Annotated in this window: 11 protein-coding genes and 1 tRNA gene; 7 read left to right on the plus strand and 5 right to left on the minus strand. The window is 64.0% G+C overall.

Going from position 1 to position 13098, the window contains the following annotated elements:
• The 4 genes from groEL to CT676_RS36255 form a co-directional block, all read right to left on the minus strand.
• On the minus strand, nucleotides 1–985 hold a 985-nt coding region (groEL, locus tag CT676_RS36240), incomplete at its 3' end, for a chaperonin GroEL (protein WP_135216534.1).
• A 141-nt stretch (nucleotides 986–1126) separates the two neighbouring features.
• Nucleotides 1127–1444: a co-chaperone GroES gene (locus CT676_RS36245; RefSeq protein WP_063984905.1), complete on the minus strand. Its 318-nt coding sequence runs from the start codon at nucleotides 1442–1444 to the stop codon at nucleotides 1127–1129.
• Between the two features lie 102 nt (nucleotides 1445–1546).
• Nucleotides 1547–1810: a DUF1488 domain-containing protein gene (locus CT676_RS36250; protein WP_063984906.1), complete on the minus strand. Its 264-nt coding sequence runs from the start codon at nucleotides 1808–1810 to the stop codon at nucleotides 1547–1549.
• Nucleotides 1811–2325: 515 nt separating this feature from the next.
• Nucleotides 2326–2400 (minus strand) — tRNA-Gln (locus CT676_RS36255).
• 269 nt (nucleotides 2401–2669) lie between these two features.
• On the opposite strand from CT676_RS36255, the gene CT676_RS36260 reads away from it, so the two are divergent.
• Nucleotides 2670–4448, plus strand: coding sequence for an acyl-CoA dehydrogenase (locus CT676_RS36260; protein ID WP_085401271.1), 1779 nt, complete (start codon nucleotides 2670–2672; stop codon nucleotides 4446–4448).
• 6 nt (nucleotides 4449–4454) lie between these two features.
• Here CT676_RS36260 and CT676_RS36265 read toward each other — a convergent pair whose 3' ends face one another.
• Nucleotides 4455–5690 (minus strand): MFS transporter, encoded by a 1236-nt coding sequence (locus tag CT676_RS36265; protein WP_085401272.1) that lies wholly within the window; start codon nucleotides 5688–5690, stop codon nucleotides 4455–4457.
• 302 nt (nucleotides 5691–5992) lie between these two features.
• On the opposite strand from CT676_RS36265, the gene CT676_RS36270 reads away from it, so the two are divergent.
• The 6 genes from CT676_RS36270 to CT676_RS36295 all read left to right on the plus strand — a co-directional run bounded on the left by CT676_RS36270 (nucleotide 5993) and on the right by CT676_RS36295 (nucleotide 13077).
• Complete coding sequence (locus tag CT676_RS36270; RefSeq protein ID WP_028148179.1) at nucleotides 5993–6748, plus strand: enoyl-CoA hydratase-related protein; 756 nt, start codon at nucleotides 5993–5995, stop codon at nucleotides 6746–6748.
• A gap of 178 nt (nucleotides 6749–6926) precedes the next feature.
• Nucleotides 6927–8582: a bifunctional metallophosphatase/5'-nucleotidase gene (locus CT676_RS36275; RefSeq protein WP_085401273.1), complete on the plus strand. Its 1656-nt coding sequence runs from the start codon at nucleotides 6927–6929 to the stop codon at nucleotides 8580–8582.
• Nucleotides 8583–8717: 135 nt separating this feature from the next.
• Nucleotides 8718–9647 carry a histone deacetylase family protein gene (locus tag CT676_RS36280; RefSeq protein ID WP_085401274.1) on the plus strand — a complete coding sequence of 310 codons (930 nt, stop codon included), beginning with the start codon at nucleotides 8718–8720 and terminating at the stop codon, nucleotides 9645–9647.
• A gap of 68 nt (nucleotides 9648–9715) precedes the next feature.
• Nucleotides 9716–9967, plus strand: coding sequence for an exodeoxyribonuclease VII small subunit (locus CT676_RS36285; RefSeq protein ID WP_008132970.1), 252 nt, complete (start codon nucleotides 9716–9718; stop codon nucleotides 9965–9967).
• A gap of 589 nt (nucleotides 9968–10556) precedes the next feature.
• The gene (gene dxs, locus CT676_RS36290; RefSeq protein ID WP_028148183.1) at nucleotides 10557–12485 is read left to right on the plus strand and encodes a 1-deoxy-D-xylulose-5-phosphate synthase; all 1929 of its coding nucleotides are present in this window, start codon (nucleotides 10557–10559) and stop codon (nucleotides 12483–12485) included.
• A gap of 37 nt (nucleotides 12486–12522) precedes the next feature.
• A complete protein-coding gene (locus CT676_RS36295) occupies nucleotides 12523–13077 on the plus strand; it encodes a nucleoside 2-deoxyribosyltransferase (RefSeq protein ID WP_085401275.1) in 555 nt (184 codons plus the stop codon).
• Nucleotides 13078–13098 lie beyond the last annotated feature (21 nt).

Below are 13098 nucleotides of genomic sequence, written 5' to 3' on the forward strand. Positions count from 1 at the left end.
TCTCCTTGTCGATCATCACCTTCTTGGCGCGACCGAGCATGTTGAGCGTGACGTTCTCGAGCTTGATGCCGAGATCTTCCGAGATCGCCTGGCCGCCGGCCAGGATCGCGATGTCCTGCAGCATGGCCTTGCGGCGATCGCCGAAGCCCGGAGCCTTGACGGCCGCGACCTTCAGGCCGCCGCGCAGACGGTTGACGACCAGGGTCGCAAGCGCCTCGCCTTCCACGTCTTCGGCGATGATAACGAGCGGCTTGCCGCTCTGCACGACTGCTTCCAGGAGCGGCAGCAGTTCGTTCAGGCTGGAGAGCTTTTTCTCGTAGATCAGGATATAGGCGTCGTCCATTTCAACGCGCATCTTGTCGGCGTTGGTGACGAAGTAGGGCGAGATGTAGCCGCGGTCGAACTGCATGCCTTCGACGACTTCGAGCTCGGTCTCGAGCGATTTGGCTTCTTCAACCGTAATGACGCCCTCGTTGCCGACCTTCTTCATGGCGTCGGAGAGGAACTTGCCAATCTCCGCATCGCCGTTGGCCGAGATGGTGCCGACCTGGGCGATCTCCTCGTTCGAGGTGACCTTCTTGGAGTTCTTGACGAGGTCGGCGACGACGGCGTCCACTGCCAAGTCGATGCCGCGCTTGAGGTCCATCGGGTTCATGCCGGCGGCAACCGCCTTGGCGCCTTCCTTCACGATCGCAGCCGCGAGCACGGTGGCGGTGGTGGTGCCATCGCCGGCCGCGTCAGCTGACTTGGAGGCGACTTCGCGCACCATCTGTGCGCCCATGTTCTCGAACTTCTCTTCGAGCTCGATCTCCTTGGCGACGGTGACGCCATCCTTGGTGATGCGGGGAGCGCCGAACGACTTGTCGAGCACGACGTTGCGGCCCTTCGGACCGAGCGTGACCTTCACCGCGTTATTGAGAATTTCGACGCCGCGCAACATGCGGTCGCGGGCATCGACGCCGAATTTGACTTCTTTGGCTGACATGGCGATCTCCGTTTTCAACTGGTCAGATCCCAAAGGCCGCGCAACTGGCGAGCTCTTGAGGGATGAGATTTGAATTGCGGGCCTCATCCTTCGAGAACCCGGCTACGCCGAATCCTCAGGGTAAGGAAAACCGGCTGGCGCTTACGCGGCCTTCTTCTTGGCGGCCGGCAGATCAGTGAGGACGCCCATGATGTCGCTTTCCTTCACGATCAGCAGGTCGACGCCGTCGATCTTGACTTCAGTGCCGGACCACTTGCCGAACAGCACGCGGTCGCCGACCTTCAGGTCGATCGGGATCAGCTTGCCGGCTTCGTCGCGGCCACCGGGGCCGACGGCGATGACTTCGCCCTGGGAGGGCTTCTCCTTGGCGGTGTCCGGAATGATGATGCCACCGGCTGTCTTGTCGTCGGCCTCTATGCGCTTGACCACGACGCGGTCATGGAGCGGACGGAATTTCATGCGATCCTCCCTGGCTTTTGTGATTATTCTGGATTGGCAGTCGTAATGAAGCACGTGCCGTAAACGAAGTCTTCCGCGTCCATCAAGACGTGAGGCTTCGTCTCAAAAATTGGCGGCGACCAGATCGTAAGAGCCCCTGCTGCCGCGGACGTACACCCTGGCAGCGGCGGCACATATCACATCACGATTGGAATCGAATGCGCTCAGGAAATCCGATTCATTGTTGGAGTGAGCGCCCGGTTCAAGTCGCCTCAGCGCGTCTTCCTCTATGAAGAACGATGCCTCTAACGCGCTATCGTATCCCCAAAAACGCACGGCATGCCGCGTTCGGTCATATGAACGACTGAAATTCGGAAACTCGATCATGGTTGGGTCCGATCAAGTTTGCGCAACGGGAATAGGTTCTGAGAGCGATCCGGCTGCGCTAAACCATAAATGGCTACTCTGGAATCGGATTACAACTGCCCACGAAAATTAAGTGCGACCAGCCTCGTGATCTTCTTCGGGCTGTTGATCGTCGCTGCAATAAATTTTCAGTGGTAGTCCTCTCGGCTCACCCGCGCTATCGGCTCAAGCCAACAGCTAGTTGGCTCCGCTGAAATGACTCACGAGCTCAGCCCGGCGGCAGTTGATACGATCCTTTCACAAGGTACGACCGTCACTCGTACTGCGCTCAGTCCTACAGGTGGTCAGCTTATCTTCAGCGACCCGCGCGATCGTTGTGCGGAATTCGCGAACACCGTCCGGGTAACTGATCTCGAGTTTCTGGAAGATGTTCTGAGTGAATGGTGGCGAACAAAAACAGCAACGTCTCCAGCGGACAGCGCCATCCGCTCTCCAAATGGGGCAACGATGACGTCGATTTGGTAAGCAATATCAATTGGCTGGGGCGGGAGGGATCGAACCTCCGAATGGCGGAATCAAAATCCGCTGCCTTACCGCTTGGCTACGCCCCAACAGGCGACCAGGGAATGGGCGGAAGAACCGGCTACCGCAGATTCCCGCTGGTCGCAGCCGGTCTATAGGGAGCGGCGCGGCATTTCAACCGCCTGGAAGGGCAAAATACCTGAGGTCCAGGACCGGGGCCGGCGCTGGCCGTGCCACCCTTTATTATTAGCCCGGCGGCGGCGCCGTTCCGGGCCGGCGCAGTCCCGGCGTTCGGGCAGTTGAGACCTCCCCCGTTTCATGGGAATACGGCGCCAATACCTGTCCACGGGAGTGAGCCATGACCTACCGCGCGCCGATCTCAGACATGCTGCTGTCGCTCAACCATGGCGCCGGCCTCAAGGCTGCCGTGGAGGCCGGCCATTACGGCGATTTCGACGGCGACATCGTGAGCGCCGTGCTGGAGGAAGCCGGCAAGTTCGCAACCGACGTGCTGGCGCCGCTCAACCAGGTCGGCGACGAGCACGGCATCAAGCTCAGCGATGGCAAGGTCACGACTGCGCCGGGCTGGCCGGACGCCTACAAGCGCTGGACCGAGGGCGGCTGGAACGCGGTCTCCGGCCCCGAGGATTTCGGCGGCCAGGGCCTGCCGATCGCGATCAACGCCGCCTGTACCGAGATCTGGAGCGCCTCCAACGTCGCCTTCGGCCTCTGCCCGCTGCTCACGGCGTCAGCAATGGAGGCGCTGGATGCGCATGGCAGCGACGAGCTGAAAAAGATCTATCTGGAAAAGCTCGTCTCCGGCGAATGGACCGGCACGATGCAGCTGACCGAGTCGCAGGCCGGCTCCGACGTCGGCGCGCTGCGTACCCGCGCCGAGCGGCAGGCCGACGGCACCTATCGCATTAAGGGGACGAAGATATTCATCACCTATGGCGAGCACGACATGACCGACAATATCGTGCATTTCGTGCTGGCGCGCCTGCCCGATGCGCCCGCCGGCACCAAGGGGATCTCGCTGTTCCTTGTGCCGAAGTTCATGGTCAATGCCGACGGCTCGCTCGGCGCGCGCAATGACATCTATGCGTCGGGCGTCGAGCACAAGCTCGGCATGCATGCTTCCCCGACCTGTACCATGACCATGGGCGATCATGGCGGCGCGATCGGCTTCCTCGTCGGCGAAGAGAACCAGGGCATGCGCTGCATGTTCACGATGATGAACCAGGCCCGCCTCGGCGTCGGGCTGGAGGGCGTCGGCGTCGCCGATCGCGCCTACCAGCAGGCGCTGGCCTATGCGCAGGAGCGCAAGCAGGGCCGCGCCATCGGCAAGACGGGTGACGGTTCGGACGCGATCTTCGTGCATCCCGACGTCAAGCGCATGCTGATGCGGATGCGGGCGCAGACCGCGGCCGCACGCACCATCTGCTATGCGACCGCGGTCGCGATCGACGTCTCCACGCGCGCCAGGGATCCGAAGGTCCGCGCGGACGCCGCCGCACGCGCGGCGCTGCTGACGCCGATGGCCAAGGGCTATTCCACCGATATCGGCAACGAGGTCGCCTATCTCGGCGTGCAGGTGCACGGCGGCATGGGCTTCATTGAGGAGACCGGCGCCGCGCAGCACTACCGCGATGCGCGCATCACCGCGATCTACGAGGGCACCAACGGCATCCAGGCGATCGATCTCGTCACCCGCAAGCTCGCGGCCAATGGCGGCGCTGCGGTGTGGGCGCTGCTCGACGAGCTCTCGGCAACCGTGAAGCAGGTCGAAGCCTCCAACGATCCCGCTTTCGGCACCACAGGTATCAAGCTGCGCGAGGCGCTGGAGGCGCTGACGCGCACCAGCAAGTGGCTGCTGGAGCGCGTGACCTCCGCGCCGAACGAGGCGCTCGCCGGCGCGACGCCGTACCTCCAGCAGTTCGGCTCGACGCTCGGCGGTTGCATGCTGGCCTCCGAGGCGCTCGCCGCCAAGTCCGACGGCAACACCGACGCCGCGCGCTACGTCTCGCTCGCGCGCTTCTTCGCCGAGAACATCACGGTGCAGGCCGGCGCGCTGGAGCGCACGGTGACGGAGAGCGCGGAGTCGGTCGCGGCGGCGGATGCGGTGTTGTTGGGGTAAGGGTGGCTACGACGCCGCAAGCTTCGCGCGTCGGCCCGGCCGCCACAGCACGATTCCAGCCGCCACGAGATCGAGCATCACACAGATCGCAAACGCGCTCGTGTAGTTGCCGGTGAAACTCCGCACGAGGCCGATGATGCCGGGGCCGAAGGCGCTGACGACGCCGCTGATCGACGTGCCCAATCCCATTGCGGCGGCAAAGGCGGCAGCACCGATCTCGCGCTGGATGATCAAGGGTGGGAACGTGATCATGTTGCCGATCGAGAAGCCGTAGACGGCGCAGCAGACGAGCAGCACGGTCGGGTTCGTGCTTTGGAGAAGCACGAACAGCGCCACCGCCTGGCTCGTCATCGACGCCGCACAGGCGAGCCGCGGATCGAGCCGGTCGACGAACAGGCCGAGCGACAGGCGGCCGACCACCGCCATCGCCGCCATGATGGTGACCGCAAGGCCTGCGGCATAACGCCCGATCAGCGGCTCGAGGAACGTCACCTGGTGGATGATGAATCCCATCTGTGCCAGCAGCGCGATCGCGATCGGCAGCACCATGGTCCAGAACGCCGCGTTGGCGAGCAGCGTCTTGCGGGAATGGGCCGGCGCGGCCATGCCAGCGGACGAGCGGCCGCCCGATGCCGGCGATATCTGCGTCGGCCAGCCGATGAAGATGACGACCACCGGCAGCACCAGCACCACCATCGCCATCGTGGCGGCAAGCATGGCGGACTGGAAGCCGATGCTGCCGGTCAGCGACAACAACAGCGGAACGAGGACGATGCCGCCGCAGGTCGCGCCGTTGAAGGCGAGGCTGAGCGCGAGCCCGCGGCGCCGTTCGAACCAGGCGTTCAGCACGGTGGCGATCACCACGGTGCCCATGCCGGTCCAGCCGACCGACATCAGCGCATAGGCGAGATAAAGCTGCCAGGGCGTCTGCATCAGCGCCAGCAGCACGGTCGAAGCGCCGAGCGCCGACAGGCCGCTCAGGATCAGCGCGCGCAGCCCGATGCGGGCGAGCAGATCGTCGGTGAAGATGACGAGCACGGAGGTGAGGAGAAACGAGAAGGTGCTCGCCGCGGAGACCAGCGTGCCCGGCCAGCCATGGGCGCGCTGGAGCTCGGCGAGATAGACGCCCTGGCCATAGAGGCCGAAGCCGAACATGAAGAAGGCCATCAGGAAACAGGCCAGCACGACGCGCCAGCCGCGATAACGCAGCGAGGATTCGTCAACGCCCGTTGCGGCAATCATCAAACGAACAATCGGCCAAAGGAACCGGCATTGGGCAATCGTGCCCTACAACCCCCGGTTTTTCAAATGAAACATTGTAGCCATTTGTTGCAATGCGCAACTGCATGTGCGAAGCAATACAACCGGCATGATCCGGTGCGGTGCGGTTCCCGATCAGAAAAACGACAGCGCGCCATGCGGCGAACTCACGGGGACGTTCTCGAAAAGGTCGAGCGGGCGGATTGGCACGCCTGCAAGATGATGTAGGCTGAGGCTTGCGAGACTCGCCAAGGCAAGCGTCGCGGCGACCGCAGGGGGCTCTCATGCCGAATGGCAACATCGTCGTCACCGAAGAGCGCGGAACACGCGTCATCACCCTGCGCCGCCCGAGCAAGAAGAACGCGATCACGCAGGACATGTATCGCGAGATGAGCCGCGCGATCGACACCGCGCAGAACAATCCCGACATCCGCTGCATGATCATCACCGGCGGCTCCGGCGTATTCACCGCCGGCGACGACATCGACGACTTCATGCAGGCCGAACCGAATTCCGAGACGCTGTCGGACGGCGCAAAATTTCTCTATTCGCTCGCCCTCAACGTCAAGCCGATCATCGCGGCCGTCGATGGCGCCTCGATCGGCATGGGCACCGTGATGCTGTTTCATTGCGACTATGTGCTCGCCTCGAACGCCGCGACCTTCTCCGCGCCCTATATCCATCTCGGGCTCGTTCCGGTCGGCGCGGCCAGCCTCCTGATGCCGAACACGATGGGCTACCAGCGCGCCTTCGCGATGCTGGTGATGGGGCGGACTTTCACCGCCGCGGAGGCGCACGCGGCAGGCTTCGTCAACACCGTGGTCTCGCCGGGACATACCGAGGTCGAGGCGCGCAAGGTGGCGCGCGATATCTGCCGGCTGCCGGCCGAGGCGGTCGCGGCCTCGCGCAAGCTGCTGCGCGCCGCGCCCGAGGAGCTCACCCGCCGCATCGACCAGGAGGCCCATCTGTTCGGCGAGCGGTTGAAGTCGGACGAGGCGATTGCCGCGTTCAAGGCGTTTGCAAACCGGAAGAAGAGGTAGGGGGCGGCCGGCGCCCAGCCAATGGTCGTCATTCCGGGGCGCGACGAAGTCGCGAGCCCGGAATCCATCGTGCGGCAGAGTTGGTGGATGAATGGATTTCGGGCTCGCGCTACGCGCGCCCCGGAATGACAGCGAGAACGTTCGTGAAATCTTCGCGGGGAACGACTAAACTTGTTCCATGCGATACGCCTTCCTATTCCTCCTTGCCGCCCTCGCCATCGCCCTCCCCGCCTCGGCCCAAACCGCGGCGCCGGTCGAGCTGCGCATTCTCGCCATCAACGATTTCCACGGCAATCTGCGTCCGCCGCCGGGCGGCATCCGGATCAATGATCCCGAAGACAAAAGCAAGAAGGTCATGGTCGTGGCCGGCGGCGCGGAGTACATGGCGACGCTGGTCAAGCAGCTGCGCGAGGGGCATACAAACACGATCTTCGTTGCCGCCGGCGACCTGATCGGCGCGAGCCCGTTCCTGTCGGCAATGTTTCACGACGAGCCCTCGGTCGAGGCGCTCTCGATGATGGGGCTTGCGATCACCTCGGTCGGCAATCACGAGTTCGACGAGGGCAAGACCGAGCTCTTGCGGATGCAGAACGGCGGCTGTCATCCGGTCGACGGCTGCCAGGGGCCGCATCCCTTCACGGGCGCCAAGTTCCATTATCTCGCGGCTTCCACCATCGAGACCGCGACCGGCAAGAGCGTACTGCCGCCCTACGAGATCAGGGAGTTCGAGGGCATCCCCGTCGCCTTCATCGGACTGACCTTGAAGGAGACCGCGGGCATCGTCTCGCCCTCAGGCATTGCCGGGCTCGAATTCCGCGACGAGGCCGAGACGGTGAACGCGCTGGTGCCGCAGCTGAAGGCGCGCGGCGTCGAGGCAATCGTGGTGCTGATCCACCAGGGCGGTGAGCCCTCAGGCGACTACAATGAATGCCCCGCCATTACGGGGCCGATCGTCGACATCGTCAAGAAATTCGACCGCGCCGTCGACGTCGTCGTCAGCGGCCACACCCACCGCGCCTATGTCTGCGACATCGACGGGCGGCTCGTCACCAGCGGCGACAAATACGGCACGCTGGTCACCGCGATAGACCTCAAGCTCGATCCTGTAACCCGCGACATCGTCAGCGCCAAAGCCGAGAACGTCATCGTCGCCAATGCCTCGCTGGCGAAGGATCCCGAACAGACCGCGTTGATCGAAGCCTATGACAAGCTGTCGGCACCGATTGCGAATCGCCCGGCCGGATCGGTGACGCAGACGCTGTCGCGCGTGCCGAACGAGGCCGGCGAGAGCGCGCTCGGCGACGTCATCGCGGACGCGCAGCTCGCCGCGACGAAGGACGCCAAGGATGGCAGCGCTGTCATCGCGCTCACCAATCCCGGCGGCATCCGCACCGACATTGTTCCGAAGGAGAACGGCGCTGTGTCGTTCGGCGAACTGTTCGCGAGCCAGCCGTTCCGCAATCGCCTCGTTACGATGACGCTCACGGGCAGCCAGCTCAAGGACATGCTGGAGCAGCAATGGCTCGATCCGAAGCGCCCGCGGATTCTCCAGGTCTCGAACGGGTTCAGCTACACTTGGGATGCGACGAAACCGTTCGGCGAGCGAATCAGCCTTGAGAAGATGACGCTCAACGGCAAGCCGATCGAGCCTGGAAGCGGCTACCGCGTCACCGTCAACGATTACCTCGCCGTCGGCGGCGACGGTTTTACGGCCGCCAAACAAGGCACAGCACAGCAATATGGCGGCTACGACGCGGACGCGCTGTTCGCCTTCTTCAGGGCACACGGACCGATCGGTCCGCTGCCGCCCACCCGCATCCTGCGCGTGAATTGATCCGGATCAAACGGACTTGTCCGGAACCACCCTTTGCCATTCCCGCCCAAGCGCTTAGATTGCTTTTTGCATTTGCGTTTTGGCTCGGGATGCGCCAAGCGACGTCAAGAGCCCGTTCCCTGTGAGGCCGACCTGATGAGCACGCTTCTCCTCTCCCACAAGGCCTGCCTCGACCACGTCACGCCCCCGGGACATCCTGAAAGGCCCGACCGCCTGCGGGCGGTGGAGGAAGCGCTGTCGCAGGAGCGCTTCCAGTTCCTGGCGCGCGACCTGGCACCGGAAGGCGATCTCGATCTCGTGACGCTCTGCCACAACGAGCACTACGTCACCGAGCTGCGCCACATCGCGCCGACCAGCGGTCAGGTCTATATCGACGGCGACACCTCGATGTCACCAGGCACGTGGGAAGCGGTGATGCGCGGCGTCGGCGGCGCGGTGGCTGCGACCGAAGCGGTGATGAATGGCGAGCATCGCAACGCCTTCGTCGCGGTGCGCCCGCCCGGACATCACGCCGAGATCGGCAAGCCGATGGGCTTCTGCTTCTTCGACAATGCCGCGATCGCGGCGCGTCATGCGCAGCGCAAATACGGCATCCAGCGCGCCGCCATCGTCGATTTCGACGTGCATCACGGCAACGGCACGCAGGACATCTTCTGGTCCGATCAGACCGTGATGTACTGCTCGACGCATCAGATGCCGCTGTTTCCGGGTACCGGCGCGAAGGGCGAGCGCGGCGACCACGACACCATCGTCAATGCGCCGCTCGCTTCCGAAGACGGCGGACCAGAATTCCGCGCCGCGTTCGAGCAACTGATCCTGCCGCGCCTCGAAAAATTCAGCCCCGAGCTTCTCGTCATCTCCGCGGGCTTCGATGCGCATTACCGCGATCCGCTGGCCTCGCTGAATTTGCGCGCGGAGGACTACACGTGGGTCACGCGCAAGCTGATGGACCTTGCCGACAAGTCCGCAGGGGGCCGCATTGTTTCGGTGCTCGAGGGCGGCTATGACCTGCAAGGATTGAAAGAATCTGTTACGGCGCATGTCGGCGCCCTGATGGGCGCTTGACGCACCCGCCACATTACGCCCGCAAAACTGCGCTTTTTCTCACGTGAAGCGGGCAATCGGAAACGGATATGGCCGAAAATACCCAAGTCGACGTCTCCAGGCTCACCTTCGAACGCGCCATCGAGGAGCTCGAAACCATCGTGAAGCGGCTCGAGGACGGCAAGGTGCCGCTCGAGGAATCCGTGACGATCTACGAGCGCGGCGAGGCGCTGAAGCGCCGCTGCGAGGAATTGCTGCGCCAAGCCGAGGCACGCGTCGACAAGATCACCACCGATGCCAGCGGCCAGGCCACCGGCACCGCACCGCTCGACGTGCAGTAAGGTCCCCGTTTCAAGCCGCCCGCCTCAAGCATCGGCCATCTGCAGTTTTTCATGATCGCACGCCGCTGTTTGGGCTTACAGCCCTCGGCGGCCAGGCACTGACATCGAAGAGTTCCCCCGGCCAGGGCCTCTCGGGCTCGCGAATCTGGCCAAAACGGCCTTCCTCTCGCCCAAAATGCAGGCGAGGAACCGGGCAAGACTGGAACCCATCCGCCGGCGCCAAGATTAACCAAGCTGGCCCGCGGGTTGCAGGTGCATACCCCTAAACGACCCTGCGGGTTGGCTTTGGCCCAAGCTTTGGTGTAAAGCTGCGCGGAGTGTGGCTTTTTGCAAGCCTTGCGTGGGCACAAATTACCGACGACAAGCGCTTCAAACTGCTAATGAAATTGGCTGGGACGGACGAAGCCGATCTAAGTGACAGGGATCACAGGGACTGAACCGGAGCGCACCTAGGCTCACCTAAGCTTGAAGACGGGGCCCTGCCCCATGCAGGTGGCTCCGACGGTTTAAGGACTCGCGCTGCGCCGATATTGTGCAAACCCATCGCGCACCGGAACGATCTTCCGGCGCTGACAAATTGGAAATCGCCGTGAACGCATACAGTAAAACGCCGCTTCTCGACACCATCCATACGCCGGATGACCTGCGCAAGCTCAAGATCGAGCAGGTTCGCCAGGTCGCCGACGAGCTGCGGCAAGAGACCATCGATGCCGTCTCGGTGACCGGCGGTCACTTCGGCGCCGGCCTCGGCGTGGTCGAGCTCACCACCGCGATCCATTATGTCTTCGACACGCCGCGCGACCGGCTGATCTGGGACGTCGGCCATCAGGCCTATCCGCACAAGATCCTCACCGGCCGGCGCGACCGCATCCGCACGCTGCGCACCGGCGGCGGCCTGTCCGGCTTCACCAAGCGCAGCGAGAGCGATTACGATCCGTTCGGCGCGGCGCATTCCTCGACCTCGATTTCCGCCGGCCTCGGCATGGCGGTCGCGCGCGACCTTTCCGGCGGCAAGAACAACGTTATCGCCGTCATCGGTGACGGCGCGATGTCAGCCGGCATGGCCTATGAAGCCATGAACAACGCCGGCGCCATGAACTCGCGCCTGATCGTGATCCTCAACGACAACGACATGTCGATCGCGCCGCCGGTCGGCGCCATGAGCGCCTATCTGTCGCGCCTCTACTCCGGCAAGACCTATCGCACGCTGCGCGATGCGGCCAAGCAGATCAACAAGCGCCTGCCCAAGATCATCGCCAACCGCGCCAACCGCGTCGAGGAATATTCGCGCGGCTTCATGATGGACGGCGGCACGCTGTTCGAGGAGCTCGGCTTCTATTACGTCGGCCCGATCGACGGTCATAACCTCGACCATCTGCTGCCCGTGCTGAAGAACGTGCGCGACATGGAGACCGGCCCGATCTTGGTCCACGTCGTGACCCAGAAGGGCAAGGGCTACGGCCCGGCGGAAGCTTCCGCCGACAAGTATCACGCGGTCGTCAAGTTCGACGTCGCGACCGGCACCCAGGCCAAGGCCAAGCCGAATGCGCCGGCCTACCAGAACGTGTTCGGCCAGAGCCTCGTCAAGGAAGCGCAGAAGGACGACAAGATCGTCGCCATCACCGCGGCGATGCCGTCGGGCACCGGCGTCGACATCTTCAACAAGGCCTTCCCCGACCGCACCTTCGACGTCGGCATCGCCGAGCAGCACGCGGTGACGTTCGCCGCCGGTCTTGCGAGCGAGGGCTACAAGCCGTTCTGCGCGATCTACTCGACCTTCCTGCAGCGCGGCTACGACCAGATCGTGCATGACGTCGCGATCCAGAACCTGCCCGTCCGCTTCGCCATCGACCGCGCCGGCCTCGTCGGCGCCGACGGCGCGACGCATGCTGGCTCGTTCGACAACGCCTATCTCGGCTGCCTGCCGAACATGGTGATCATGGCCGCAGCCGACGAAGCCGAGCTCGTGCACATGGTGGCGACCCAGGTCGCGATCGACGACCGTCCGAGCTCGCTGCGCTATCCGCGCGGCGAAGGCCGCGGCATCGAGATGCCCGAAGTCGGCGTTCCGCTCGAGGTCGGCAAGGGCCGCATGATTCGCCAAGGCAGCAAGATCGCCTTGCTCTCCTTCGGTACGCGCCTCGCCGAATGCGAGAAGGCGGCCGACGAACTCGCCGCCCACGGCCTCTCCACCTCGATCGCCGATGCGCGCTTCATGAAGCCGCTCGACACCGAGCTGGTTCTCAAGCTCGCCCGCGACCACGAGATCCTGATCACGATCGAGGAAGGCTCGGTCGGCGGCTTCGGCTCGCATGTCGCGCAGTACCTGACCGATCAGGGCGCGCTCGACGGCGGCATGGTCAAGTTCCGCTCGATGGTGCTGCCCGACGTGTTCCAGGACCACGACACGCCGGCCGCGATGTACGGCCGTGCCGGTCTCGACGCCAAGGGCATCGTCGCCAAGGTGTTCGAGGCGCTGGGCAAGGACGTCAAGACCGAGACGGTCAAGCTCGCCTGACGGCGAGCTTCGACCTTCGCGAACCAGCGCGACCTTCATGAAAATCTATCTGGCAGGGCCCGACGTGTTCCTGCCGGATGCGGTTGAGATCGGCCGGCAAAAGGCTGCGATCTGCGCGGCGCACGGGCTCACCGGCCTCTATCCCCTCGACAACGCCATCGATCTCACCTCGCCCGACGCCTCGCGGCAGATCTTTTGCGGCAACGAGGCGATGATGGACGAAGCCGATGCCATCATCGCCAACCTCACCCCGTTCCGCGGTGCCGGCGCCGACCCCGGCACCGTCTATGAGCTCGGCTACATGGCCGGCCGCCGCAAGTTTTGCCTGGCCTATTCCAACGACGGCGCCGTCTATGCCGACCGCGTCGGCCGCTTCATGGACGTGACCTCCGAGGACGGACGGCTGGTCGATGCACAGGGGCTGACGGTCGAGGATTTTGGCCTCGTCGACAACCTCATGATGATCCATGCGCTGGAGCTGCACGGCTGCCCGCTGGTGACGCCGGCGCAGATGCCGATCGACGTCTGGCACGATCTGGCCGCGTTCGAGGCTTGCGTCCGGATGGCGGCCGCGCGATTGATCGCTACATAGACGCTTCGACGCTTCAGTCGC

The organism is Bradyrhizobium sp. MOS001 (assembly GCF_004634465.1).
Lineage (GTDB): Bacteria > Pseudomonadota > Alphaproteobacteria > Rhizobiales > Xanthobacteraceae > Bradyrhizobium > Bradyrhizobium barranii.